The sequence below is a fragment of the Colwellia sp. MT41 genome (genome assembly GCF_001444365.1).
Classification (GTDB): Bacteria; Pseudomonadota; Gammaproteobacteria; order Enterobacterales; family Alteromonadaceae; genus Colwellia; species Colwellia marinimaniae.
Map to the genome: position 1 here is coordinate 2,834,164 of NZ_CP013145.1, position 25,558 is coordinate 2,859,721.

The window sequence follows — 25,558 nt, forward strand, 5'->3', positions numbered from 1 at the left end:
TATAAATTAGTCTTATTATATATTAGCTAATGGAACAATTAAGCCATAAAAGTCAAAAAAACATAAATAAGACCAAATAATCACACCTTTAAGTTAACATTCAACCAAATTTGTCTTATCATGGTTTTATAGTAAGTTAATTTTGGATTGTAATGATTAAAAAATTTGGAGTTAAAAATTTTTTCAGTTTTGAAGAAGGCATGGAAGTAAGTTTTGAGCTTGATAAAAAGGTACCTGAAGATATTAGACAGGGTTTAGATACAACTACAGTATTAGGAATAAAAGGAGCAAATGGCTCTGGTAAAACAAATATCATTAAGGCGATAGATTTCTTAACCTCCTTTTGCACTACATCAGCCAAATCTAAAGAAGCTGAGGGGATAAACATAAGATCTTTTTTTGATAATGAAGACGCTATTGAATTCTATATAGATTTTAATGTGGAAGAGCAGCATTTTTTTTATGAGTTAGAAATAACAGAGAAGTCAATTTTAAGAGAGGTTTTATATCGAACTAACTCTAGAAAAGTTAAGGTTTTTGAAAGGGTTGGTAATGAAATTGTAGATTGTATTGATGATGTTGTTGAACTCAAAGCTATCAAATTAAAAAGCAATGCGTCTTTACTTAGCCTCTATGATACATACAAATTTACATCTAAAATGGAAGATGTGCATAATGCATATACATTTTTCCTCCAAATGATCACCAATGTTAATTCATTTGGTTATTACGATGTAGGTTATGATTATAGAGATGCTTCCGAAAAATTTAATTCAGATCCAGAGTTATTCAAATTTGTAAAAAATATAATAGCCTCCGCTGATAATGGTATCAAAGATATAGAAATTACCAATATGATTGATTCTGATGGTAAAAAATATTTTTATCCTGTTTTTATTCATGAACATAAAAAAATGGATTTAAGATTAACCTATCATGATCAATCAAGTGGTACTAAAGCTTTATTTAAAAAAATGTCTCTCTATTGGTTAGTTCTTAAAACTGGAGGGTTCTTAGCCTTTGACGAGTTTGATATTCATATTCACTCAATGATTTTACCATTGATAATTGAAATGTTTACTAACAAAGACATCAATAAGAAAAATGCCCAATTCATTTTTACTGCACACAATACTGAAATCATTGATACTTTGGGAAAATATAGAACAATACTTGTAAACAAGGAAGATAATGCTAGCTATTGCTATCGATTAGATGAAATTACAGGAACAATGATTCGGAATGGACGTCCTATAACCCCTTTGTATCTAGCTAAGAAGCTAGGAGGCATACCTTCAAATGGCTTAAAAAGCTTCCAAGGAAGTATTAATGAAGAGCTTTAAAAACAGCCCTAAAAAGATGACTTTCTTAGATAGCCTACCTGTAACAAGTATTGAAACATCTGACATTGCAGCTAAATGTAAATTTAATTTGTCATATTTTGATGATAGACAGGCACCAAGCCAATCTTTTAGTAATTGGAATGAAGAAGCAGGGATATGTTGTTTAGATTCTATTTTAAATAAAATTAAAGAGTTTACAAAAGAATCTCTATCATATTGGACCAAGCAACGAAGTGGTGCTGGTAGCCTCAAAATTTTAGCATATTATAATGAATTTCCATCTAGATCTGCATTTTTTCATCCCCCTAACATCCCTCATGATGCCTGCTGGGCAAGGTTTCGTTTAGGGAATAAAGTTAGGCTGATTGGCTTTGTAATACCTGAACAAATGAATAATAATGAATTTATTCATAAAGGAAAAGATTATAGATACGACTCAAATACATTTTATTTAGTCTTTTTTGACAAAAATCATGCTTTTTATCAAACTGAACAAGCATAATAAATTATTAACCAAATTAATTTATTTTCATTAATCTATATAGAGCACTAACGTTTTTCTATTATTGTTTTATATTAAAAAGGCAATTGATAATTTAATCGATTGAAATACATATGAATTTTAAGGTTTCAACTCCCCCCTTTCGAAATAAGTAGAGGAAAAGTTAAATCTTTAACTGCCAGTGAACTCAGCTATAAACCACAAGCATAAGCCAAGGCTTTATTTTTTATCGTGCTGTTAAGGAAGGGCACTTTATTAACGGCGAGTAGTGCTAAATTACGTGCTGCCTTAATCACTGGCGAAGGATGGCTAAAGCCTGCATATAAGGCATCCATGGTTGTCATCATAAGTAAGTTCTCTTTGCGCCGTTTTTGCTCATATCGAGCTAACACAGCTTCATCATGCCAAGTTCCGCCATTAGCAATAGCGTCAGCAATAACGTGTTGTAAAGCAATAACGTCTTTAAAGCCTAAATTGACTCCCTGCCCTGCCATGGGGTTGATAGTATGGGCAGCATCGCCTAACAGCAGTACTCGTTTATGTTGATAAGTATTAGCATGCCTGCGTGTTAAAGCAAAAGCGCCTTTCGCAAGTACTTTGATTTCACCTAATCGTTTGGGGAAATATTTAACTACTTCTTGTTGAAGTTGCTTATTGGATAATGATGCTAAGCGAGTGATCTCATCACGTTGGTGATACCAAACTAATGCCGCATAACCACCTAACGAACTTTCTCCGGCTAAGGGTAATAAAGCGACTGGGCCCGTGGGGAAAAATTGTTGCCAAGTAATATCTTGTTGACTCTGTGAGGTTTCAATATTAATCAACATAGCCGACTGTTGATAATCCCAGCCAGTCACACCAATGGCTGACATTTCTCTAACTTTTGATTGTGCGCCATCAGCGCCAATGACGAGTGTTGCCGTTAATGCGCTATTGGTGAGTGTTAAGCTTGCTTTGTCGTGCTCTTGGGTTAAAGAGACTAAACTATCAGGGCAAAAAGTACGGATATTACTCATAGCACTAATTTCCTGCCAGAGCGCCAGTTGAATTAATCGATTTTCAACGATATGACCTAGGTGCGTTTGTTTAATGTCTTGAGCATTAAACTCAGTATAAGCACTTTCATGCTCCCAAACACCGAGGCGTTTATATGGACAGACACGCCACTGCTTAATTTGTTGCCATGCTCCCAGCTGATTAAGTAAATTTTCAGAGGCCAGCGATATAGCCGATACACGTAAATCAAGCGCTTGTTCAACAGCATAATTCTTGGGCTGGTACTGTTCAACCAACGCTACTTTTAAACCAAGTTGAGCTAAGGACAGTGCACTTGCTGCACCAACCATACCACCACCAATAACTACACAATCAAAATGTTCCATGCTTAAAAATTCACAACAATATTGTAATATACCTTTATTTTACCCAAGCCTAGCGCTATTTTCGACTGCTTTATTACATTAAACACCCATGTTCATCACTTTAACCCTCTCCACTTAGGCGAAGTAGCGAGTTGCTGGCCTAAAATATTCAACAAAGGCGGTAAATAAAGTGTTAATAGTGCACGAATACTAGATTCACCCGCAAATTTGTTGAACATAAATAGGGGTGTCCTGATGTTACTAAAGGAAGCAGCGAGGGGTAAGCGATGGGTACTAACATAAGCTGAAAATGCAATGCTTTTGATCTCATGGTAGTTAGACAAAGCTTGTTTGTCAGTAAAATTCAGTTATAGTGAATTGTCGACTTTGGCGGTTCATGGGGAATATGTGCCGTCTAATTAAGGCAAGAATTACTTAAAAATTAAGTTGTTGCCGTTAAAGGTATATTATGAGTAATAATAAAAACTATATAACTGAATGATAAGGATGCACTATGTCAGCATTAGCAAAAACAAACATCTCAGGACAAAATACTGAAGAAAAACGACTCGCGAAAGATATCAATTTAATTTATGATTTTACTGAAAAACCTAACCGCACTCAGTTAAAAGCAAAGAGCGATCGCGCCGTTGTTGCCAAACTAAGAGCAGATTTAGTTTTACCGAACAACAAAATATTAACTGTTGATATAGATTTTGATAGTACAAGCGGATACCATAACAACACTATGTTGGTTATGGATGACTTTGGTGTTGACATGTTAGTCACTGCTTTCGCAGTAAAGTACGGACAGTCATTTGCTGATAAAATAACTAAAGCTTGGGCAGAAAAGAAACAACACGATGACCCTAGAAAACCCACTTACTTGTTGGTACAAAAACCCATTAGGGATGGCGATCTGCCAAAAGTATTTGCCGCCTGCGGTGATAAAATACATGACAATGACAACAAAACACCACAAAGTATCGTTTAGTATTTTCTCTGCTAAAGTATTTCAGGCTAAGTGCTATTCACTAATAGCGCTTAGCCTGTTGATTTTCAGTTTTTCCAGCCACGCCGATAATATCGCCTCGATAAATACCCTCAGTAATGTCACAAAAATGCTGCAAGATAAACATGGTTTTATCTGGTTATCGAGTCAACAAGGGCTAACTCGGCTTGATGGCAGCAATAACATCACTTTCTCGCTCAATAACCAAGAGTGGCCGCTGCCCTACTCTTGGATCAATGATATAAGTCTCATTGATGATAAGCTATTAATCGCCTCAGAAAGGGATGGTTTATGGCTCTTTGATACCAATAACGGTGTCGCTAAAAAGCTAGCCGTTGATATTCCAAGGCAAAGCCACTATCACTCAGTGTGGTTTAAAGACCAGTATTATATCAATGCACCCAATAAGCTTTATCGTTTCAATCCAAGTACAAAAACAACCCAGTTGCTTGATGACAATATCGCCATCAAGCACCTTGTTCATAATAAAGAGCAGCTTTATGTCGCAAACAGTGACGGCTTATATCAATTACAAGATGACCAACTTCAACAGATCCTTAGTGAGCCTATCACTGCCTTAACCGCCCTGTCTGATGCGGTAATAGCCATTACGGCCAATAAAATCTACCGTTTAAGTAATGAGGGTGATATATCAAGTATCAAACATAATGAAAAACTTTATGCCTTAACAAAAGCCTTTGCTAGTGATAACTTTTTCACCGTCAGCAATGCCGGTAAGATAAGTAAATATAATGGTACAAGCTTATTGCCACTGTCGCACAATTATGGCAATAGTACTCCGGTACGCCTAACCTCACTGTTTCACGATGCATCAGGTGGATTATGGTTAATCAGCAGCCATGGCGTTGAACAGCTTAATGAGACTTACGTTACCAATCATAAAGTTATTTTTGATATTCCAATCAATGCCAATGAAATAACATTATTTGATAATGAAATTATTATTGGCAGCTATGGGGCGGGTTTACAAAATTTCTTAAAACCGGTATTTAAGCAAGATATTAATAGCGCTTTCACTAAAAATGGCTTGAAGATATTTGACCTGCTAGAGATAAATAAAGACCTATACATCGCCAGTTATGATGGTTTATGGCGCTATGGTAACAGCACAAAACAAGTACAAAAACTTGATGTTGTTGCTGATAAACTGATTTTAAAGCTAGAACATAAAAACAACTTACTTTATATCGCCACTAATTATTACGGTCTCTATATCTATGATTTGAGTACTGAGAAAATAATTAAACATCTTGATATTATTGATGGTTTACCCAGCACGGAAATTATTGATGTACTGCCTTTAGACTCAGGAAAACTATGGATAGCATCGAGTAATAACATTAGCATTTATCAGCCATCCCTTAATAAAATCATCACCTTAACCACGCCAAATAAGAGTAAAGTGATCTCTTTTGTTTATGCCGATAACAAAATTTTTGCTTCGACCTTAGGTGATGGGATTTTGGTTTTTAATCAACAAGGTGGCTTATTAGCCCAACTTTCTAAAGGTCATAGTTTCACCGAAATGTTATTGATTAATGACACCATATGGGCCTCAGGTAAACCTGGGTTATATCGAATATCACCAAAAAACTATCAAGTAACCATGATAGAGAATAGCCAGCAGTATTCTTTTGTCAGCAGCATGTTAGTCAAAGATGACACGCTATATGCTATCCATTACAGTGGCGTACTAGCACTCAATTTATCTGCAAAAAAACAATTTAACCCCAATGTTATTATTAGTAAAACCACCATCTCAGGTAAAGCCTATTTACTCAATAAAACCATCGAAATAGCAAGTGGTAACGATGTTATCACCCTTGATTTAGCCAGTTTAGACTATCGTCCTGGCCTAGCAAAAGAGTATCAATATCGTATTAACAACAACCAATGGCAGAAAATAAATAATAACCAGTTAACCTTAACAGGACTAGCTTCTGGTCGTTACAATATTGAAATCATGGCCACCAATAGTTTAGGGCAATGGAGTGATATCATAGCGTATACCGAGATTGATGTTGCCTATCCGTGGTACTGGACAATAGAGCTGAGAATCTTCTATGCAGTATTGGTTTTATTTATCGTGTTATTGACCTCATGGCTACTTTTTTTACGGACAAAGTCAATTAAACATATTCACACCTTGCTCAAAGATGATATGCGAAATTACGGTAGACTGATGAATACTTTGCAACGCAATTTACAACTAACCGCGACATCATTAGCAAATAATGATGTCGAGCAAGGTAAGCAACTCATTGAGAAGAGTATATTAGTACTTAAAGATAACATTAATAGCCAAGAGCCTGACAACCTTGCCGGAAAAACCTTAGCCCTGGCAATTCCCTTTTTAGCGGACTATGTCCAGAGCAAGTACGAAGTTAAATTGCACTTCACCTTAGATGATAAGGTGGATAAGCTTAAATATGAACTAAGGGCCGATATATACAAAGTGATATTTGAAGCCATTATGTCAGCTATATTCAAGAGTGAAGCACAAAATTTCAGTCTGAGCTTAAAAGAGGTTAAACAAAAATTATGGCTTACTGTTAATAGCGATAAAAACTCTTTTAGCCAACTTAATAGTAAAATTAACTTTGACCTCGCTAGCTATACTATTCGTCAGATCACCACTAAACATCAAGCGTCACTTAATATTTTTGCTAATGATGACGGCAGTAGTCAGTTGGTAATTAGCGTGCCATTAATGGCCTTAAATTAGTTTATAATTTACCCAGCTAGCAAAAAAAATACAGACATTTACAACTAGTTGCCTTATTCATTCGAAATTAGTCCTTAATTGGTATAAAATATGCCTCCTTTTATCTTTACTGGCTTTGCTTAGGTAAATTCCAGTGAAATTTGTGTGTGAAGAGTGAAGTAATGAGTAAGAAGCTATATATCAAAACTTGGGGCTGTCAGATGAACGAGTATGACTCGCAAAAGATGGCAGAATTGTTGGACTCAACCCATGGTTATACCTTGGTTGATGAAGCGGAACAAGCCGATGTTATTTTGCTTAATACTTGCTCTATACGCGAAAAAGCACAAGAGAAAGTCTTTCATCAATTAGGTCGTTGGAAACGTTTAAAAGAGACTAAGCCTGATTTACTTATTGGTGTTGGTGGCTGTGTTGCCTCACAAGAAGGTGATGCTATACGTAAACGTGCACCTTTTGTCGATATGATTTTTGGTCCGCAAACCCTACACCGCTTACCTGAAATGATTAATCAAGTACAGAAGACAAAGAGTCCGGTTGTTGATGTCAGCTTTCCAGAGATTGAAAAGTTTGATCGCCTACCTGAGCCTAAAGCTGATGGTGCCAGTGCTTTTGTTTCTATTATGGAAGGTTGTAGTAAATATTGTACTTTCTGCGTAGTGCCCTACACCCGTGGTGAAGAAGTTAGCCGTCCCCTTGATGATGTGCTCTATGAAATTGCCCAACTTGCTAAGCAAGGCGTACGTGAAGTAAACCTACTGGGTCAAAATGTTAATGCTTATCGTGGTCCAACCCACGATGGCAGCATTTGTCGCTTTGCTGATCTGCTACGTTTGGTCGCTACCATAGATGGCATCGATCGTATTCGTTATACCACCTCACATCCAGTTGAATTTACTGATGATCTTATCGAAGTTTATGCTGATGTACCTGAACTAGTAAACCACCTACATCTGCCGGTACAAAGTGGCTCCGATCGCATTCTAACGCAAATGAAACGTGGTCATACTGTGCTTGAATATAAGTCTAAAATTCGCCGTTTGAAGAAAGTTCGCCCTGACTTGAGCATGTCGTCTGACTTTATTATCGGTTTTCCTGGTGAAACCGATGAAGACTTTATGGCAACAATGGACTTAATTAAGGCCATTGATTTTGATTTAAGCTTCAGCTTTATCTACAGTGCTCGCCCTGGTACACCGGCAGCCGATTTACCCGATAATATTAGCGATGAAACCAAGAAAAAACGCTTAAAGCTGTTACAAGACCGTATTACCCAACAAGCATTACGAATTGCCAGACAAATGTTAAATACCGAGCAGCGCGTTCTCGTTGAAGGCCCTTCGAGGAAAAACCCAATGGAATTACGGGGTAAAACAGAAAATAACCGTACGGTTAACTTTGTTGCCCCACATACCGTTATTGGCCAATTTGTCGATATCAAAATTACTGATGTAGTTGCCAACTCTTTACGCGGCGAATTAGTAAGAGAAGAAAAAGACATGGGTATGCGCATTGCCCATTCACCAGCAGATATTTTAGCCAATAATCACCACACGGCCACGCCAAGTAACCTTGACGATATAGGTGTAAGTACTTTTACCCCATAGCAGCCCTTTGGGCAGTATTAAGCACTTTAATTTAACAAAGCGGAAATGAATTTGACCACATCAACGACTAAGTCACTTAAGTTAACCCGAAAAGTTTTCAGTTTAACGCCTGTAGACAACCATAGGCAGGCAAACTTATGTGGCCCTATGGACGATAACTTAAAGACTATCGAACGCCGTCTAGGCGTAGAAATAAGTTACCGAGGCCAAGAGTTTACTATCATGGGTAAGCCGTCAAATTGCCAAGCAGTGGTTAAAGTTTTAACAGAGCTATATCTTGAAAGCCAAGAAGTTAAGGGAAAAAGTAAGATAATCTCCCCTGAAATGGTGCATTTAGCTATTTTAGAGTCTGGCTGTCTTGAGCAAGAACAGCCACAAGCAAACAGTCAAATAGCCTCAGAGTTAGGTAATCAATTAGATAAAAAATACGATGATATCGTCACTATAAAAACCAAACGTGGTGTCGTAAAACCGCGTAATGGTAACCAACAATCCTATGTACAAAATATAAGGACAAACGATATCAGCTTTGGTGTCGGTGTGGCGGGTACAGGTAAAACCTATTTAGCTGTCGCCTGTGCGATAGAGGCATTAGAGCGCCAAGAAGTGCGTCGTATTATACTGACCAGACCAGCAGTAGAAGCGGGGGAAAAGCTAGGTTTTTTACCCGGCGATTTATCACAAAAAATAGACCCTTATTTAAGGCCACTTTATGACGCGCTTTTTGAAATGCTTGGCTTTGAAAGGGTCGAGAAACTTATCGAACGCAAAGTCATTGAAGTTGCGCCACTTGCTTATATGCGTGGCAGAACCTTGAATGATGCCTTCATCATATTAGATGAAAGTCAAAATACTACGGTTGAACAAATGAAGATGTTTTTAACCCGTATTGGCTTTAATTCTCGTGCTGTGATCACCGGTGATATAACCCAAGTTGACTTACCTCGTCATCAAATGTCAGGGCTTCGCCATGGTATTGAAGTGCTGCAAGATATCCCGGGCATTAGTTTCAATTTCTTTCAGTCTAAGGATGTTGTTCGCCATCCCGTTGTCGCCAGAATTGTTGACGCTTATGATAATCATGAACAAAAAACAAACCGAGAAAAACAACAAAAAAAGCAAGCACAACAAAAAAATAATGATAAGAGCACGCTAAGCTAATGGCTCATGTCATCGATCTACAAATTGCTTGTAAAGCAACCGAATTACCCACTAAAGCGCAATTTCAACTATGGGTTGATACGGCTTTGGCAGAAGTCACTAGTAAGCCAGAGCAGGAATTTGAACTCACCATTCGCTTAGTTAATAGTGACGAAAGCCAGCAACTAAATAGTCAATATAGAGGCCAAGATAAAGCAACGAATGTGTTATCTTTTCCTTTTGAGGTACCTGACGGCATAGAGCTTAACTTATTAGGCGACTTAATTATTTGCATAGAAGTCATGAAGCTAGAAGCACAAGCACAAAACAAAGCCCTCTTTGATCATTGGGCACATCTTGTTATACATGGTTGCTTGCATTTAGTTGGTTTTGATCATATAAGTGACAGTGATGCTGTTGAAATGGAAACTATCGAGATTGCCATTTTAGCGAAATTAGGCATTAGCAACCCTTATTGATAGCCGTACCCCTGTGATATGCAGGATTTCACTGGCAGTTAACATGGGTTAACAAATAACATTTTCAATAACATAATAAAGGAAGAATAATAGCTCTATGAGCGATGACACCCCCCACTCTAGAACCGGTTCAGCCAATAAGTCTTTTTTTCATAAAGTTATGCAAATACTAATACCTGAGCCGAAAAACAAAAATCAATTGGTAGATGCATTAGATAATGCGCAAGAAATAGACTTGATCAATCCTGAAACTAAACAAATGCTCAAAGGTGTTTTAGACGTTTCTAAATTGCGCGTTCGAGAAATAATGATCCCACGCTCGCAAATGGTTACTATCGATATTAACCATAGTCTTGACGAATTCCTGCCTATTATCCTAGAGTCTGGTCATTCACGTTTTCCCGTTGTTAATGAAAATATTGATCACATTGAGGGTATTTTATTAGCAAAAGATCTACTCGCCTTTGGTTTTAGCTCTCAAAAGGATGATTTTAGCCTAAGGGATATCATTCGCCCTGCCATTATTATCCCCGAAAGTAAAAAAGTTGAACCCTTATTAAAAGAGTTTCGTTCTAATCGCTATCATATGGCTATTGTTGTTGATGAGTATGGCGGTGTTTCAGGTGTTATCACCATTGAAGATATTTTAGAACAAATTGTCGGTGAAATAGAAGATGAAACCGATGATGAAAACGAAGACGAAATCAAGAGATTAGCCGGCAATGTCTACTTAGTAAAAGCGCTTACTGAGCTGAGTAACTTTAATCACTACTTTAATTGCAACTTTAATGAAAGCGATGCGGTTACCATTGGCGGCATTGTTTTACGTCAGTTTAACCACTTGCCACAAAAAGATGAACTTATAAACATAGGGAATTTTGAATTTAAAGTACTGGCTGCTGATAATAGACGCATACAAGTGCTACAAGTCAGTGTTGACAAAGGTCATGAAATTAACGGTAGAATGAGTGACTAATATCACCAAGGGCGTTATTTTTTCAGCGATATTAAGCAAACTCACAAACAAACAAAATTGGCTGTGCTTTTTTAGTGGCTTTTTCTTGGTGTTTGCTTATGCGCCATTTTCCTATTGGTGGCTAGCATTAATTTTACCTAGCATAATACTACACCAAGTCAGCCATGCTTCGCCTAAACTAGCCGCTAAAAAAATGGCTCTGTTTGCCTTTGGTTGGTTTAGTAGTGGTATTAGCTGGGTCCATGTCAGTATTGATCAATTTGGTGGTTTGCCACTGATAGTGTCTTTACTGTTAATGCTAGCTTTATGTTCCTACCTCGCACTATTTCCGGCACTTGCCGGCTATTTAACCGCTCTTTTATCTAAAAACAAACAAGTTAACTTGTGGTTATTACCCTCTATTTGGCTTTTTTGTGAATATTTACGTTCAGTAGTGCTGACCGGATTTCCTTGGCTATCACTTGGCTATAGTCAAATTGACAGCCCCTTAGCTAACTTTGCCCCGGTTATTGGTGAAGTCGGGCTAACGGCTATTATCCTGTTAGTAAACATTTCCTGGGTCAAAATATATAATATCTTGTCGGCCTTATTTAAAAATAAGAACCAAGACACTAATACACACATATCTAGCAAAGACTTAATATTCCCTATGGCTTTAGCAGCAAGTATTCTTGTTACTAGTGTGGCTTTAAGTCTGGTTAGTTGGACTGAGTTAACGGGAAAAAGCGCTAAAGTTGCCCTTATCCAAGGTAATATTGCCCAGTCGATCAAATGGCAACCCGAGCAAGAATGGCCAACGATGCTTAAATACCTCGACTTAACACGGGTAAACTATGATGCCGACTTAATTGTTTGGCCTGAATCAGCTATTCCGGCACTGGAGCCAGCAGTTCAGGACTTTTTAAGCACAGTGAACCGTTCAGCCATTTTAAATAACAGCGCTGTTATTACCGGGATAATTAATTATAACTTTGAAAGTAAAGAGTATTATAATGCCTTATTGGTTTTAGGTAAGAAAACCACAGAGGATGAACAAGGCTATTATTACAATCACAGCAATAGGTATTATAAAAGCCACTTACTACCCATTGGTGAATTTATTCCCTTTCAAGAATGGTTGCGTCCTCTAGCCCCCTTATTTAACTTACCTATGTCGTCCTTCACCGCAGGTAATTATGTCCAAGCAAATTTAGTGGCCAATAATTTTCATATTTTACCGCTAAACTGCTTCGAGGTTGCTTTCCCACTCCAGGTAGCCGCCAATTTTACCGATAAAACAGAATTGCTACTGACCGTCAGTAATGATGCCTGGTTTGGCGACTCTCATGGTCCACATCAGCATTTTGAAATTGCCCGAATGCGCGCGTTAGAATTTGGCCGGCCCTTAATACGCTCAACAAATAATGGTGTTACCGGCATTGTTAATCATTTGGGTGAAATTACTGCCATAGCACCACAATTCGTAGAAGTGGTACTTAGAGGTAAGATTGAGTTGGTCAGTGGTTATACGCCATACAGCCAATGGCCGAATTTAATATTGTTTTTGATGGTATTCATGCCATTGGTTTTGTTGAAACTTTTTAAGTTTTAACAGTCAATAAAAAGTGGCCTGAACAGCCACTGTTCTATAAATCACTTTGTTTGCTTGGGGTGTAGAGACGTTTTATTACGACCCGTTTCTTTGGAACGATACAAGGCAGCATCGGCGCATTCAATCCATACTTCATGGGTTTCAATACTTTCATCAACTTCAGCTATGCCCATACTAATGGTGTACTTAACATTGATATCGTTATAAGTGACAATAGCCTCACTGACCTCTTTACGCAGTCGTTCAGCAAAAATGAAGGCATTTTCAAGATTAGTATCCGACAATAAAATAGCGAATTCCTCACCACCATAACGACCACAAACATCGGTTTCCCTGACATGATGGCGAATTAAGCCGGAAATGTGACGAATGACTTTATCACCAACAACATGACCATAACTATCGTTAATATTCTTAAAATGGTCAATATCAATCATCACTAAAGAACTTGGGTTCTGGCTACGACTCCAGCGCTTATGCTCGGCTAATAAACATTGCTCCCAGTGGCTACGATTAAATAATTGGGTTAAGCCATCGGTTTGACTTAATAGGGCTAATTCTGCATTAGCTTTTTTCAAGCTTAGTTTATGCACCGCTGTATCGGTGACATCATAAACAATTAAACATAAATGGCTTACTTCACCCGTTGCAGAGAGCAGCGGAATAAAAGTAGTATTTTGATACATAAATTCTTCACTACCCGTTACCGGACGATAACTATCGAACTTGAACAAGTAAGGTCTTTGCTCCCATATAGTAAAGGCTTTATTTTTCAGTAAAAAGACTGATTCAGCTTTACGGGTAAACCACTCTCTAGGTATCTCTGGAAACAGATCAAATATCAGCTTACCTTTTACCTCACGGGGAAATAAACCGCTATGATTTTCCATAAAACCATTAAATATTTGTATAGTGAACTCTTTATCGAGCACAACGAGACCAACGTCGATGTTGTGCAACATTTCCATTATCCAATGCAGTTCATGTAATTGTGATTTTTCTAACGTCATAAACCATTCCTGTCATCACTTTCCAGCGCGAACTTGTGTCACTTGTTAATAACAACAAGCTAATGTATTAACTGCGATTAACTCAGTAATTAATCCATCAAATAAGCCAACTTATTGTTAAGTGTTTTCATTGATTTTTCAGTGAAAAGCAACAACAAATCACACTTAATTGGGTAGTTTTCTATGCCATAGCTTATTTCAATGGCTAAGGTTCTTTTCCATTTATTGGCATTATTAGCAATTAAATCAGATATTTTTCTATGTTGCCCCAATACCTCAGGATGTCCTTGGCTGAACTGGATATCAAGTTGCTCTGCCACCCCTTTTAAGCAAGCACCAATAAGTACATTAGCCAAATCCATTAATAACTCTAATTCAGTGCCCATATCAGCATCATATTGATAGTTCATCAGTGAGGCGACATCTTTAAAGCTTGAATCATTTAGAATTAATAAAGCCTCTCCTGAAATACCTGCGCTAATAAAACCTTGGCAAATACCTGAAGTACTTTCATGATTTTCAATATCTTTTAACGCCATGCGAAGTTCACTCACTTCAATGAAGTTAACATTCGGAATCGGTAACACCACAAAAACATTGAGTAAACGTGCCAGTAAATCACCCGCCCGCCCCATAGCAACATTGGCGAGTTCTTGATAACAATCACGCATTTCAGCCGATAAAGTCATCTCTGGTTCAGCAGTCAAAGGGGTACTGTCAACGGTAGAGACATCAAGCTGGCTAGAAAGGCGATCTTCCTGGCTATCAAATTCTGCCACAGGAAGTTTAATCGGCGCAACTTTTATCGCTGCTGCTGGCTCAGTGGTAGCGACTTCCTTTGAGAACACGCCATAAGACGATAATACCTTGGTAAGAATATCTTTATTAACGGGTTTTTGAATAAAATCTAGCGCACCTAAACGAGTAACACGTTGATGAGCTTCGGGTTGAATATCACCCGATATCACTATGGTAAGTGTGGGTAAATCTTCTGCTAAAATGGTTTCAAGCACTTGATAACCATCCATCTCTGGCATATTAAGATCAAGTAAAAGCACATCGCCTTTGCCTGCCTTTATCGCCTCAATACATTCTAAACCATTGGCCGCAAAACTTATTTCTACATCCCAACCATCGGGTAATGAACGCGCCACCTGTTTTCGCGCCATATTAGAATCATCACAAATTAATAATTTAGTGGTCATATTAATCTTGGGCCTTACATAAACGATAACAACGGCCGGGTAAAAACATCTCTAGCCTCTATTGATAACCATAGAGTATCCAATATAAAACACAATGATAAAGTTCTATTTATAGAACTTTTATCGCTAAACGGCTAATATCGGTTCACCTTAACCATTATTTTCAATACTTCATGAAATTTCCTACTTCAAACATCACCTTATGTGCTTTCTTTATCGCCAGTTTTACCCTGGCTTTTAACTGTCAGGCTTACTCTTTTGATCTGGATAAGCTAAAACAAAGCAATAATCTGGTTAAAGCTGGCGACAAATATGTCACCCTTTTAGGGCAACAAGTTAAGGTTGGCGAACAAGCGCCGCCGTTTACAGTGGTTGATAAAAACTTCGCGCCAGTATCACTGAAAGACTTCCAAGGGCAAACCTTACTTATTTCTGTTGTACCTAGTTTAGATACGGGCGTTTGCTCTATTCAAACCAAACGTTTTAATGAAGAAGCGGCCAAGTTACCTAAAAACATCACTGTTTTAACTATCAGTAATGATCTGCCATTTGCCCAAAAGCGTTTTTGTGATGTTGAAAAAATCGATAGTATTAAAGTACTATCAGATTCAGTGTGGCGTGAGTTTGGTACTAACTATGGTCTATTAATTAAAGATATGGGCTTGCTTACCCGAGCGATATTCGTCATTGATAATCAAGGCAAGATTGTTTACAAAGAGCTTGTTGCCAACATATCACAGCAGCCTAATTATGATAAAGCGTTAGCAAAGGTAAGATATACGGCCCCCGTTATTGTTGTTAATGCCGTAGCAGCTAAAGAAGCAGCTAAAAAAACAGAAAAATAATCAACTTAAAACACCAATAAAAACAAAGAACTAACAATTAAACTCTAACTTATTGCAATTATATTCTTGAAAAACAAATAAACAATCCCATCTCTAATTGTGTAGTCGCCGCAAGGGGCTACACCAAGAAATTGCCTGTTCATTGTGAAAGGCAGCATTATTTAAAATGACCCGCGTATTCGCGCAGTAATTTACTAGGCAATATTGCTTTGCTAGTGAGTTGCTCAATAGCTGAACGCCAACATTGAAAATAATAATCATTTTATTGCTATATATTAGGATAACTTATTATGCGTAACTCTACCGATTTCAGTCCACTATACCGCTCTTTTATTGGCTTTGACCACTTAGCTGGTTTAATCGATAAAGCCTCACGAGCTGACAAACAATCATCATACCCGCCTTTTAACATCGAGTTATTAGCGGAAGATCAATACCGCATTACCATGGCTGTAGCTGGGTTTAGCGAAGACGATATTGATATCGAATCAAAAGAAAGTAGCTTAACGATTGTTGGCACCAAGCAAGTCAGAGATAAACCAAAAGTTGAGGCAGGTAAAACTCCCCGACAGTTTCTCCACCAAGGCATTGCCGAACGCAATTTTGAGCGAAAGTTCCAACTTGGCGAGCACGTAAAAGTTATTGGTGCCTTTATGGAAAACGGCTTGCTGCACGTTGATTTAGAAAGAGAGGTTCCTGAAGCATTAAAACCTCGTAAGATAGCCATTAACGGCAAAAGCTTATTACCTAGTAACGCTTAATTCTTAACTGTTTCTCCCTTTGTTTTTGCCCAGTCTTTGACTGGGCTTTTTTGTTTTAATGAAGCAAGTTAAATGTCTGCCCACACCTATTAAAACTCCAGTGAAAACAATATTTCTGCTAAATCTGGTTGCCATTGAAAATCGTTTAGCTGTACTCGGCTACCAAGCACCACTATCTGTTCATCTTGTAAATGCTGCTTTTGCTTAACAAAATATTCACTGCCGAGCGGAAAAGATATTTTTCCTTGTGAATTAATAACTCGAAACCATGGCACACGTCGCCCTTGCCATCCCTCTTTTGGCACCTTACCTAACGCTTTACCCACCAGACGAGCACGACCAGGCAACCCGGCCAAATCAGCAATTTGTCCATAACAAGCAACTCGGCCATGAGGAATTAACTGCACTGTTTGCCATATTTGTTGGTAATGTGGGTATACCATTTTTCGACGTCCTGCGCTATCAAGCGTTGATTAGCCCATTTTTTATTGACCAGTGAATACGCTATCATAGCAGCACAAACATCAATTACACTATGCTAAGGAAAAACATGAAAATTTGGGTGGATGCTGATGCCTGTCCAGTGGTAATTAAAGATATTTTATTTAAAGCCGCTGATAGAGCCAAAATAGCCACGACCTTGATAGCAAACCATAATATTCGAATACCGCCATCACCTTTTATCAAATTTATACAGGTAAGCAGTGGCTTTGATATTGCTGACGATGAGATCGTTAAACGTGTTGAGCCCCATGACTTGGTTATTACCAGTGATATTCCACTGGCGGATGAAGTAATAACAAAGTCTGGTATTGCCCTTAGCCCCCGCGGCGAACTTTTTACCAAAGAGAATATTAAATCACGGCTCAATATTCGTGATTTTATGGACACTATGCGTGCTAGTGGTGTGCACACTGGTGGGCCACCGGCATTAAATCAAACCGATAGACAAAACTTCGCCAATCACCTTGACCGTATTATTACTCAGTTTAAAAAATCTCAATAAACAGTGCCAACATACGACTCAATAAACCCAAAGAGGCCGATACTCAAACGAGTATCGGCCTCTTTTCTCTCAACTGGCTTATTTTTAAATTACGTTCTTTCAGCTACTTATTTTCAAGTAAAAGCACTTTAATTTCTTGCAACTGTTTTTCTAAGTTATCTATTTGCGCACGACTTGCTGGTTCACCACCTTCTGCACTTTCACCGTGTTGCTCAGCACGAAATTTTTCATGCTCTTGGCTCATCACTTCTAATACCGTACCTACCATCATATTTAAAAAGATAAAAGCGGTTAAGAAAATAAAGGTCAAATAGTAAATCCAACTTAATGGATACACAATCATTGTTTCGTACATCACATCGGTCCAATCTTCAAAGGTGGCGATACGAAATAAGGTCAACATTGAAATAGATACATCGCCCCATAATACTTCATTAATTTCATGGAAAAACATACTACCTACGGCAGCGTAAATGTAGAAGATAACAAACATCAGTAGCGCGATATAGCCCATACGAGGTATGGCTTTAAGTAAGGCATTAATCAACAAACGCAGCTCTGGCACTATAGATATTAAGCGTAAAACACGAAACACCCTTAATAAACGAGCCAATAAAATCCCTGACCCGCCCGATGGCACTAGGCTACCAATGACAATGACAGTATCAAAAATATTCCAGCCACTTTTGAAAAAGTATTTTTTTTCAGGGCAAGCAAAAAAACGAATAGATAATTCTATGGCAAAAAACACCGTAACCGCTACATCCATAAGTAATAATACTGCAATAGCATTAGCGGACAAGTTATGAGTTTTAGCGCCAATCAATAACGCGGATAATAAAATAACGGCAATAACAATGCCTTGAAAAATTTTACTATCGTCTATGTTACTTAATTGGCGCTGAGCACTTAAGATCAAACGACTCATTTACTCACGCCCATCACAGCATCACTGACATGCTGATTGCTGCGACGCTCTTGTCCAAAAGTGCTCATTGGGCCATGACCCGGAATAAATCGCACATCATCTCCGAGGGGAAAAAGAGTGTTACGAATAGAATGAATTAAGGTGGCGTGATCGCCACGGGGAAAATCAGTACGGCCAATGGAACCGCTAAATAAAACATCACCCACTTGGGCAAGTTTTGACTCTCGATGAAAAAACACTATATGACCTGGGGTATGACCGGGGCAAAAATAAACTTCTAAGGTAATATTGCCAAAACTTACGCTATCGTTTTGTTGTAAAAAACGCGTAGGTGTGAATTTTTCTGCATAGTTAAATGCCTCACCAAACATTTGCTTTTGCTGTTCGAGAGCATCTATCCAAAACTGATCTTCTTTATGTGGACCTTCAATAATAACATCATAATCTATCGCTAAGGCGTGGGTCGCACCGGCATGGTCAAGATGAGCATGAGTAATTAATATTTTTGCTAACGTTAAGCCATGTTTAGTGATAGCCGCTTTGATTTTGTCAATATCACCACCGGGATCAACTACCGCAGCCTGTTGGGTTTCACTGCACCAAAATAGCGTACAGTTTTGCTCAAAAGGCGTTACCGGGATAATTTCATGTTTTAACATAACTCGCTCTTCAATCATTACTATTTACAAAATGGCGGCATTATATCATAAGTTCCAAGGGTATATTGATGACAAAAAGGTAACAAAAGCCATGAATAACACTTCCCCTAAGCGTGTTAACTCGGTAAGCTTTGCGCAACTAATATTAACGATTAACTATCTCTCTATGACCACCGTTTCTTCCCGTGATTCCTTTCATTCTCGTCTTGGTTTTGTTTTAGCTGCAGCAGGTGCTGCCATAGGGTTAGGCAATATTTGGGGATTTCCCACACAAGTGGCAAATAACGGTGGTGGCGCCTTTTTAGTAGTCTACTTAATTGTAACTTTTTTACTCGCCCTGCCGGCTCTTTATGCAGAAGTTTACATCGGCAATCAAGCACAAACGAACCCTGTAGCCGCATTAGCATCGGCTTGTGGTAAACGCTTTAAAAAACTCGGTCATATCGCCGGCATTATTGGCATTATTGGCGCCATGATGATGTTAAGTTTTTATACCATAGTGGCAGGTTGGATGTTGGCTCATGCGCTGGCATCTTTGGCTGAATTAGTTGGTTTAATGTCATTATCGCAATGGTTATCCACGTCAAGCACCTGGCGCAACGTTATTTTCACCCCTATTTTCATCGTACTTGGCGCAGCCATAGTACACCAAGGTGTGCACAGCGGCATTGAACGTTGGTCGGCACGCTTAATGCCAATGTTACTCGTTATGCTAGGTGGTTTAGTTATTTATATCCTGCAACAAGATGGCGCTATGGAAGGATTAACGCTTTATTTAGTCCCTGATTTTTCACAAGTGACCGAGCCCAAACTTATTATTTCAGCCATGGGACAAGCATTTTTCTCACTGGCCATAGGTGTTGGTGCCATGATGGCTTATGGCTCGTATATGCCTAAAGGAGAGAGTGTTGGCAAGTTAGTACTTTCGATAACCTTACTTGATACCTTTATTGCTTTTATCGCCGGCTTACTTATTATCCCAGCACTTTTTGTTGCCCAACATGCAGGACAAGAAGTATTTATTGACGGTCATTTAATTGGTGAAGGTCAGCTTATTTTTAACATTCTGCCAACCCTGTTTAGCTCCATGGGCACTGTCGGTTTAATTGTCTCTTTTGCTTTTTTTGCGCTGCTTTCAATTGCTGCCCTCACCTCAACCATTTCGTCAACAGAAGTCCCTGTGGCTTATTTAATTGAAGATAAAGCCATGACACGAAAAAATGCTACCTGGTTAGTATCTGGATTAGTTTTAGTTGCCAGCATGTTACTTATTGCCTTTTTTGAGCAACTCTTTGCTTTAGTCATCCAATTACTCACTACTGTGCTGCAACCACTGATGTCGCTGTTTTATTTCATTGTTATAGGATGGTTGTGGAAGCGTGGTAATCAACTAACCGACATAGCAACATTAGCGCAAGATAAATCATTAAGACTGCTTGGTTTTTACTTACGCTTTATTTGCCCAGCATTGTTATTGGTCGTCTTTGTTAATGTGGCCTTTTAAAACCCTTAGTTAAACAACTCGCTAATTAACCAGAGCCTGCTTACCACCCGTAGGCTCTGAAGATTGCTGACGTGATATAAAAACAGCAGACCATAATGACCTTATCAATGACCTGTCATCTTAATAGCTGAACAACTAAATGGGCACAACCTTTTAGCCGTAAAGAGGCTGTTGGCATTTGATGTTAAGCTACTCTCCGCCACCACCAACTTTATTTATCCAGTAACGCCACATCTTCCTCAGTCAAGTCCACTTGCTCTATTTTCTCAAAACGTATTGATATTTTATCTGCCGAGGTATGAATTTGTTTAACATCGGTTGCCGCTTGGTCTATATGTTTGGCAAGGTTAGCAAAACGGCCTTTAAAGCGATTAAAGTCTTGTGCTAAGTCAGACAAATGTGCCTGAATGATATGGATTTGCTGACGAGTCGCTTCATCTTTAAGGACCGAGCGCGCGGTTGTTAATATCGCCATCAAGGTGGTGGGTGATGCCAACCAAACACGTTTCCTATGAGCATATTCAACTAAGTCACTTTGATGCCCATGGATCTCAGCAAAAACAGCTTCCGCTGGAATAAACATAATAGCGCCGTCGGCAGTTTCGTTATCAATGAGGTACTTATCACTAATATCATTAATATGTTTTTTAATATCGATTTTGAACTGACGCATAGCTGATTTCCTCTCAGATTCAGGGGCTTCAAAGTCCATCATTTTACGGTAATTTTCTAAGGGAAATTTTGAATCTACTACAACATTACCGGTCGGTTTAGGTAAAAACAGTATACAATCGGCTATTTTTCCGTTTGATAAGGTATGCTGCAGTTTAAAGCTTTGCTCTGGTAGCACATTTCTGATCAGGCTATTTAATTGCACTTCGCCAAAGGCCCCTCGTGAGCGCTTATCATTAAGTATGGCTTGTAAGCTGACCACGTTGGTAGATAACTCGGTAATTTTCTTCTGAGCATCATCTATTAATGCCAAACGCTGTAAGATATCACTAAAGGTTTTAGTGGTTTTTTCAAAGCCTTCGCTCAGACGCCTTTCGACCTGACCACTGATCTCTTGTAAACGTTTATCGGTAGAGTCCGTTAAAGCATCAATACGCTTGGTCATTTGATCGCTGCTTTGCGCTAATGTTTTCGACAACTCCTCCCTATTGCTAAAGGCCGTGGCATTTAAATGTTTAATAAGTTGATCGAGTGACTGATTTTGATTTTGATTTAATTGCGCTTGCAGCTCATTAAATTGCCTCAATAATTTAATCCGTAAATCAGCCATTTGCTGCTCAAAGCTATTAGCTAACTGCAATTGCTGCTTTTCTTGTAATTGGCTAAGCTGCTGCAAAAATTGTTGCTCAGTTTGTTTTGCTAACTGACTAAACAATTCAATATTATGCACTTGTAAACGTTTTTCTTGCTTTGCTAACCGCACTAGCACCAGTATTAATAGCAAGGCCAACACCACAAAAGCCAGTACAGGCAACCAAGTCGATAGCAACTGCTGTTGCTCTAAGGTAAAAGTCATTTTCTCAATCTCAATAAGGTGCCAAACGCACTACACTGTAAATATTACCAGTATCTTTCTGAAAGGCAAGCACAAAGGCAAGAACTGTGGCTTCCAGTTTATTTCTGAATTTTGTCCTGAGTGATTAAACTCTGTAACAGGGCCGTTTATTAAATAAAGATACAGATAACCCTAGAATATAGAGTTAATTTAATAAGCTGAGTAATCACCTATAAATAGGCTTAGATGTGATAATTAGGTCTACTTATACCACACAGAGGACATTAGAGATTAAACGCTAAACAATGCTTCGGATTAGATTTTGTATTGATTATAGCGTTGCTAATTGGCGTAAAATACTTGGCTAAAATTATCGACAAAGGAGAAAAAACCAACTGTTATTTGTGCTTTTAAGTGACTTGTTAGTTGCGTTGAACGCCTGTGACTTGCCAGTTAGTATACTCATTATTAGTAAATTCAACAGATTCACCATACTGTACAGGTTTTCTAGCCATAGATTCAATAGTTACCCTTTTTTCATTGTCTAAACCATTTAACCAGTCCATAGAGAAGTAGCTATTCTCAATATAACTAAATATAAGCTCCACCAATCTACTAGGTAATAATTGATGCTCTATATTCAGAAGAGAATCTATAAATATTGCGCACTTGGTAAATTGACTAGGCCATGAAAAAACTATCGCAAAGCCGTTCTCTGTTGATAGTGTATTAATAGCAATGTTTTCGACAAAAACAGCATCAAGATCGAGCGATTGAATTTCTTCACCTTCTATCGTAAATTCAGGAGTAAAACACCCTGAAACTACTAAATTTAACTCGCCTGTAAAATATATTGCGACACTTTCAAAATCATCAAACTGTTGTAATTTGTAACTCCCAGTAAATATATCGAGAGACGTTTTAAAGTCATCTATACCTTTAAAAAATCCGAGTTTCATCGCATGCAAGTTCTGTTGAAATACAACTTGATCTTCGTATGTCATTCCACGATCTATATTATCTCTCATGAACGGCACTGCTTTAATCATACTAATTTTTTTGAAATACTCTAAGGCATACGCCCTATAACCTGCAATAAAGTTCTGATCTTGTCCATTATTGTATGGCACATCTTCGATAACGGAAAATAACTCTTTGTCATGCTTACCGCAAAAACCTTTAAAAGTCGAAGCTTTTTGCCAGCCTAGTTTTGAAATTTCATTTCTACCATATTGATCCATGCCAAAACTGTAAACATGATTGGTGTCATCAACTATAAATTTGAGGGGGCCCTTTTTTTGGATTGTATGAGCATTTATGATTTTTTTACTACAGTTTTGTTTACTTGCTTCAGGGTGCATACATTCTTTATGGTTTGTTTTTTCTTTAAAACCAGCAATAATACGGCGGATAGAATGTGAGACCTCATTAGCTCTAATAAGGTGACAGTTTTTATATTTATTTCCCGATCCACACCAACAGGGATCATTACGACCAATCTTTGACATATCTTCCTTGAGCAACTAATAATATATTATGTAGACGTCTCAGTAATGACCGTCTACTCGATTTCTTTATAATCTACCGTAAAACTCTTTAATTTCAAACTCTTAATTTTTGTTTTATGGTTATTTTTAACCATTATTGAATAATACTGAGACTTCTCAGTAATGTAATAAAAAAGCATTAGAAAATATATGGCAAATAGATTTGTGGCTTACGTCTTCAAAGCGCACCAAAGAGCCGTTAGGGTGTGATTGAAATATTGAGTTTCTAAAGTTAAATTCAAAGTGCATGCACCGGACTGCTCAAAGGGCAGTAGCTACCACATTGCGGACGTTTTCATGAACCAAATCCACCTCACCTAATGACAACTTTGATACGAAAGCGGACGTTAGCTTTGGCTTATTTAGCGACAAGTGATCCGTCATTGCGACCTTAACACTAAGAATGTTATAGGTGCTCTAAAAGTGTCGCCATCATTAACACTGATAATTTTACTTACAGTTGCTGAACCGTAGTCTTTAGCGTTAACGGCAAAGGTTAATAAGATGAAAATTATTATTTTTTTCATATCAGGTGCCTTATCTGATAACTCACTATCTATTCCAAAGAAGTCTTTCGTGCAGTATTACAGTATCTCTACATTAAAACTAGCCACATTCGAGAGGTGTCCTATCCGACATAGAAATACATTCTATGTCGTTTTATTATATTTCTACCGTTATTCTATTGTCATTCTATATTTATAGATGTATAGTTCAGTTATCAAATCAAGCAAACGGAGTCTACATGACAACATTTAAAGCAAAAAAACAAACAACCTTAAACCTGAATATTTCTCTCCCTCAAGAATTGGTTCTAAAGCTATTAAAAGAAGCGGAAAAAGAAATGATTGATTTATCACTTCATATCGCTAATAAACTCGATTCTTCATTGGATGAGATCAGTGACGATCTTAAGCTCGAAGGAAATACTTTGACGGGAGCAATTATGCGTGCTGAACATCTCAAAGAAGGAGATGAGTTTACGCTTAAAGACTTATTCAAAGGTGACGAAGCAGGATGGGAAGATGTGAGATCACCTAGATCATTTGGACGTAAATTTAAAAAAGAAATGCTTGATCTGGAGATAGCTGAGATTGCAGGAAAAAAAGCTGATAACAAAATAATTTACAAAAGAACAAATAAAGCGGCGTCTATTTTAACTGTATTGAAGCTGTAAAATTAAAAATTAAAAATTAAAGTAACGGAAGGAAGTCCTAATGGCGTTTTACATTATAGTATTTGTCGTTATTGGTTTTGTGATAGGGACAATAACCCCCAAAAATAAACAGGATGATGCTTATATTTGGTATGTATTGATAAGTATCGGTTGGTTTTTTATATCAGGGCCTTTCGCCATTCTTGCATTCGTTGAATTGGGTGTTGGTGATATGCTTGCAAGGAAAATAAAAGGGCAAGAAAGCACTGTTGATAAAAAGAATATTGATTCAGGAAATATTATTGATACTGACTTCAATGAAATAAAAATCAGTGAACTTAACTTTAATGATGTACCTAAAAATACTGAGAATAAAATTTGGGTTCCAACTAGAAAACATCAAGCGAAGTTAGTTAACCCTTCGCGCTACAACTATAAAACCGAAGTTATTGATTCGGGACAATATTGTTCGTATGGCGAATGGCTGCGTTTAGGATACCAAGTTAAAAAAGGTGAAAAAGGATGCAGACGAGGAGGTTATACCGTTTTGTTTGACAGAAGCCAAGTCATAAGAAAGCATTTTCATTAAAACAAGACAACTATTGAGGAATTTATTATGGCATTAGCAGTATTATTAATATTATTAGCGGTAGCTTACAAGTTAGGACTATTT

24 protein-coding genes are annotated in these 25,558 nt (G+C 37.9%); 15 read left to right on the top strand and 9 right to left on the bottom strand.

Annotation, left to right across the window (positions count from 1 at the left end; all coding sequences use genetic code 11):
• Nucleotides 1-152 precede the first annotated feature (152 nt).
• Both CMT41_RS12190 and CMT41_RS12195 read left to right on the top strand, forming a co-directional pair.
• Complete coding sequence (locus CMT41_RS12190) at nt 153-1,343, top strand: AAA family ATPase (RefSeq protein ID WP_058027407.1); 1,191 nt, start codon at nt 153-155, stop codon at nt 1,341-1,343.
• Nucleotides 1,330-1,845, top strand: a complete 516-nt coding sequence (locus CMT41_RS12195) for a hypothetical protein (protein ID WP_058027408.1) — start codon at nt 1,330-1,332, stop codon at nt 1,843-1,845. The genes CMT41_RS12190 and CMT41_RS12195 overlap by 14 nt, the downstream gene beginning before the upstream one ends.
• A 191-nt stretch (nt 1,846-2,036) precedes the next feature.
• Here CMT41_RS12195 and CMT41_RS12200 read toward each other — a convergent pair whose 3' ends face one another.
• Complete coding sequence (locus CMT41_RS12200) at nt 2,037-3,230, bottom strand: FAD-dependent oxidoreductase (protein WP_058027409.1); 1,194 nt, start codon at nt 3,228-3,230, stop codon at nt 2,037-2,039.
• A gap of 493 nt (nt 3,231-3,723) precedes the next feature.
• On the opposite strand from CMT41_RS12200, the gene CMT41_RS12205 reads away from it, so the two are divergent.
• The 7 genes from CMT41_RS12205 to lnt all read left to right on the top strand — a co-directional run bounded on the left by CMT41_RS12205 (nt 3,724) and on the right by lnt (nt 12,757).
• Nucleotides 3,724-4,203 carry a hypothetical protein gene (locus CMT41_RS12205; RefSeq protein WP_057181568.1) on the top strand — a complete coding sequence of 160 codons (480 nt, stop codon included), beginning with the start codon at nt 3,724-3,726 and terminating at the stop codon, nt 4,201-4,203.
• Nucleotides 4,166-6,967, top strand: a complete 2,802-nt coding sequence (locus CMT41_RS12210; protein WP_232299952.1) for a ligand-binding sensor domain-containing protein — start codon at nt 4,166-4,168, stop codon at nt 6,965-6,967. The genes CMT41_RS12205 and CMT41_RS12210 overlap by 38 nt, the downstream gene beginning before the upstream one ends.
• Nucleotides 6,968-7,128: 161 nt before the next feature.
• Nucleotides 7,129-8,571, top strand: coding sequence for a tRNA (N6-isopentenyl adenosine(37)-C2)-methylthiotransferase MiaB (gene miaB / locus CMT41_RS12215; RefSeq protein ID WP_057181569.1), 1,443 nt, complete (start codon nt 7,129-7,131; stop codon nt 8,569-8,571).
• 45 nt (nt 8,572-8,616) lie between these two features.
• Nucleotides 8,617-9,732 carry a PhoH family protein gene (locus CMT41_RS12220; protein WP_058027410.1) on the top strand — a complete coding sequence of 372 codons (1,116 nt, stop codon included), beginning with the start codon at nt 8,617-8,619 and terminating at the stop codon, nt 9,730-9,732.
• Complete coding sequence (gene ybeY, locus CMT41_RS12225) at nt 9,732-10,190, top strand: rRNA maturation RNase YbeY (protein ID WP_057181571.1); 459 nt, start codon at nt 9,732-9,734, stop codon at nt 10,188-10,190. Before CMT41_RS12220 ends, ybeY begins: the two co-directional genes overlap by 1 nt.
• A 97-nt stretch (nt 10,191-10,287) precedes the next feature.
• Nucleotides 10,288-11,166, top strand: coding sequence for an HlyC/CorC family transporter (locus CMT41_RS12230; protein WP_057181572.1), 879 nt, complete (start codon nt 10,288-10,290; stop codon nt 11,164-11,166).
• On the top strand, nt 11,159-12,757 hold the full coding sequence (gene lnt / locus CMT41_RS12235) for an apolipoprotein N-acyltransferase (protein WP_058027411.1): 1,599 nt from the start codon (nt 11,159-11,161) through the stop codon (nt 12,755-12,757). Before CMT41_RS12230 ends, lnt begins: the two co-directional genes overlap by 8 nt.
• A 41-nt stretch (nt 12,758-12,798) precedes the next feature.
• On the opposite strand, the gene CMT41_RS12240 is transcribed toward lnt, so the two are convergent.
• Together CMT41_RS12240 and CMT41_RS12245 are read right to left on the bottom strand one after the other, a co-directional pair.
• Nucleotides 12,799-13,767, bottom strand: a complete 969-nt coding sequence (locus CMT41_RS12240) for a GGDEF domain-containing protein (protein WP_058027412.1) — start codon at nt 13,765-13,767, stop codon at nt 12,799-12,801.
• A gap of 89 nt (nt 13,768-13,856) precedes the next feature.
• Complete coding sequence (locus CMT41_RS12245) at nt 13,857-14,972, bottom strand: response regulator (protein ID WP_057181575.1); 1,116 nt, start codon at nt 14,970-14,972, stop codon at nt 13,857-13,859.
• Nucleotides 14,973-15,145: 173 nt separating this feature from the next.
• On the opposite strand from CMT41_RS12245, the gene tpx reads away from it, so the two are divergent.
• On the top strand, nt 15,146-15,817 hold the full coding sequence (gene tpx, locus CMT41_RS12250; protein ID WP_057181576.1) for a thiol peroxidase: 672 nt from the start codon (nt 15,146-15,148) through the stop codon (nt 15,815-15,817).
• Nucleotides 15,818-16,107: 290 nt separating this feature from the next.
• Nucleotides 16,108-16,578 carry an Hsp20 family protein gene (locus CMT41_RS12255; RefSeq protein WP_057181577.1) on the top strand — a complete coding sequence of 157 codons (471 nt, stop codon included), beginning with the start codon at nt 16,108-16,110 and terminating at the stop codon, nt 16,576-16,578.
• Between the two features lie 89 nt (nt 16,579-16,667).
• Here CMT41_RS12255 and CMT41_RS12260 read toward each other — a convergent pair whose 3' ends face one another.
• Nucleotides 16,668-17,021, bottom strand: coding sequence for an MGMT family protein (locus CMT41_RS12260; RefSeq protein ID WP_058027413.1), 354 nt, complete (start codon nt 17,019-17,021; stop codon nt 16,668-16,670).
• 107 nt (nt 17,022-17,128) lie between these two features.
• Between CMT41_RS12260 and CMT41_RS12265 the strand changes: the two genes are divergently transcribed.
• Nucleotides 17,129-17,584, top strand: a complete 456-nt coding sequence (locus tag CMT41_RS12265; protein ID WP_057181579.1) for a YaiI/YqxD family protein — start codon at nt 17,129-17,131, stop codon at nt 17,582-17,584.
• 103 nt (nt 17,585-17,687) lie between these two features.
• On the opposite strand, the gene CMT41_RS12270 is transcribed toward CMT41_RS12265, so the two are convergent.
• A complete protein-coding gene (locus CMT41_RS12270) occupies nt 17,688-18,512 on the bottom strand; it encodes an ion transporter (protein WP_057181580.1) in 825 nt (274 codons plus the stop codon).
• On the bottom strand, nt 18,509-19,171 hold the full coding sequence (locus tag CMT41_RS12275) for an MBL fold metallo-hydrolase (protein WP_057181711.1): 663 nt from the start codon (nt 19,169-19,171) through the stop codon (nt 18,509-18,511). The genes CMT41_RS12270 and CMT41_RS12275 overlap by 4 nt, the downstream gene beginning before the upstream one ends.
• Before the next feature lie 166 nt (nt 19,172-19,337).
• On the opposite strand from CMT41_RS12275, the gene CMT41_RS12280 reads away from it, so the two are divergent.
• Nucleotides 19,338-20,675 carry a sodium-dependent transporter gene (locus CMT41_RS12280; protein WP_057181712.1) on the top strand — a complete coding sequence of 446 codons (1,338 nt, stop codon included), beginning with the start codon at nt 19,338-19,340 and terminating at the stop codon, nt 20,673-20,675.
• A gap of 211 nt (nt 20,676-20,886) precedes the next feature.
• On the opposite strand, the gene CMT41_RS12285 is transcribed toward CMT41_RS12280, so the two are convergent.
• The 3 genes from CMT41_RS12285 to CMT41_RS19195 form a co-directional block, all read right to left on the bottom strand.
• Nucleotides 20,887-22,203: a DNA recombination protein RmuC gene (locus CMT41_RS12285; protein WP_058027414.1), complete on the bottom strand. Its 1,317-nt coding sequence runs from the start codon at nt 22,201-22,203 to the stop codon at nt 20,887-20,889.
• Nucleotides 22,204-22,604: 401 nt separating this feature from the next.
• Entirely contained in the window at nt 22,605-23,690 is a 1,086-nt protein-coding gene (locus tag CMT41_RS12290) for a YecA family protein (protein WP_058027415.1), read from the bottom strand.
• A gap of 419 nt (nt 23,691-24,109) precedes the next feature.
• On the bottom strand, nt 24,110-24,256 hold the full coding sequence (locus CMT41_RS19195; RefSeq protein WP_157466374.1) for a hypothetical protein: 147 nt from the start codon (nt 24,254-24,256) through the stop codon (nt 24,110-24,112).
• A 218-nt stretch (nt 24,257-24,474) separates the two neighbouring features.
• Here CMT41_RS19195 and CMT41_RS12295 point away from each other — a divergent pair, with 218 nt between their 5' ends.
• Both CMT41_RS12295 and CMT41_RS12300 read left to right on the top strand, forming a co-directional pair.
• Nucleotides 24,475-24,906 (top strand): DUF1413 domain-containing protein, encoded by a 432-nt coding sequence (locus CMT41_RS12295; RefSeq protein ID WP_058027416.1) that lies wholly within the window; start codon nt 24,475-24,477, stop codon nt 24,904-24,906.
• Between the two features lie 40 nt (nt 24,907-24,946).
• Nucleotides 24,947-25,474, top strand: coding sequence for a hypothetical protein (locus CMT41_RS12300; protein ID WP_058027417.1), 528 nt, complete (start codon nt 24,947-24,949; stop codon nt 25,472-25,474).
• The last annotated feature ends 84 nt before the right edge of the window (nt 25,475-25,558 follow it).

Excerpts from the sequence above, each read along its gene's own strand:
- CMT41_RS12190 (WP_058027407.1), top strand. The coding sequence starts at position 153 with ATGATTAAAAAATTTGGAGTTAAAAATTTTTTCAGTTTTGAAGAAGGC.
- CMT41_RS12195 (WP_058027408.1), top strand. The coding sequence starts at position 1,330 with ATGAAGAGCTTTAAAAACAGCCCTAAAAAGATGACTTTCTTAGATAGC.
- CMT41_RS12200 (WP_058027409.1), bottom strand. The coding sequence starts at position 3,230 with ATGGAACATTTTGATTGTGTAGTTATTGGTGGTGGTATGGTTGGTGCA.
- CMT41_RS12205 (WP_057181568.1), top strand. The coding sequence starts at position 3,724 with ATGTCAGCATTAGCAAAAACAAACATCTCAGGACAAAATACTGAAGAA.
- CMT41_RS12210 (WP_232299952.1), top strand. The coding sequence starts at position 4,166 with ATGACAATGACAACAAAACACCACAAAGTATCGTTTAGTATTTTCTCT.
- miaB (WP_057181569.1), top strand. The coding sequence starts at position 7,129 with ATGAGTAAGAAGCTATATATCAAAACTTGGGGCTGTCAGATGAACGAG.
- CMT41_RS12220 (WP_058027410.1), top strand. The coding sequence starts at position 8,617 with ATGAATTTGACCACATCAACGACTAAGTCACTTAAGTTAACCCGAAAA.
- ybeY (WP_057181571.1), top strand. The coding sequence starts at position 9,732 with ATGGCTCATGTCATCGATCTACAAATTGCTTGTAAAGCAACCGAATTA.
- CMT41_RS12230 (WP_057181572.1), top strand. The coding sequence starts at position 10,288 with ATGAGCGATGACACCCCCCACTCTAGAACCGGTTCAGCCAATAAGTCT.
- CMT41_RS12240 (WP_058027412.1), bottom strand. The coding sequence starts at position 13,767 with ATGACGTTAGAAAAATCACAATTACATGAACTGCATTGGATAATGGAA.
- CMT41_RS12245 (WP_057181575.1), bottom strand. The coding sequence starts at position 14,972 with ATGACCACTAAATTATTAATTTGTGATGATTCTAATATGGCGCGAAAA.
- tpx (WP_057181576.1), top strand. The coding sequence starts at position 15,146 with ATGAAATTTCCTACTTCAAACATCACCTTATGTGCTTTCTTTATCGCC.
- CMT41_RS12255 (WP_057181577.1), top strand. The coding sequence starts at position 16,108 with ATGCGTAACTCTACCGATTTCAGTCCACTATACCGCTCTTTTATTGGC.
- CMT41_RS12260 (WP_058027413.1), bottom strand. The coding sequence starts at position 17,021 with ATGGTATACCCACATTACCAACAAATATGGCAAACAGTGCAGTTAATT.
- CMT41_RS12265 (WP_057181579.1), top strand. The coding sequence starts at position 17,129 with ATGAAAATTTGGGTGGATGCTGATGCCTGTCCAGTGGTAATTAAAGAT.
- CMT41_RS12270 (WP_057181580.1), bottom strand. The coding sequence starts at position 18,512 with ATGAGTCGTTTGATCTTAAGTGCTCAGCGCCAATTAAGTAACATAGAC.
- CMT41_RS12275 (WP_057181711.1), bottom strand. The coding sequence starts at position 19,171 with ATGTTAAAACATGAAATTATCCCGGTAACGCCTTTTGAGCAAAACTGT.
- CMT41_RS12280 (WP_057181712.1), top strand. The coding sequence starts at position 19,338 with ATGACCACCGTTTCTTCCCGTGATTCCTTTCATTCTCGTCTTGGTTTT.
- CMT41_RS12285 (WP_058027414.1), bottom strand. The coding sequence starts at position 22,203 with ATGACTTTTACCTTAGAGCAACAGCAGTTGCTATCGACTTGGTTGCCT.
- CMT41_RS12290 (WP_058027415.1), bottom strand. The coding sequence starts at position 23,690 with ATGTCAAAGATTGGTCGTAATGATCCCTGTTGGTGTGGATCGGGAAAT.
- CMT41_RS19195 (WP_157466374.1), bottom strand. The coding sequence starts at position 24,256 with ATGAAAAAAATAATAATTTTCATCTTATTAACCTTTGCCGTTAACGCT.
- CMT41_RS12295 (WP_058027416.1), top strand. The coding sequence starts at position 24,475 with ATGACAACATTTAAAGCAAAAAAACAAACAACCTTAAACCTGAATATT.
- CMT41_RS12300 (WP_058027417.1), top strand. The coding sequence starts at position 24,947 with ATGGCGTTTTACATTATAGTATTTGTCGTTATTGGTTTTGTGATAGGG.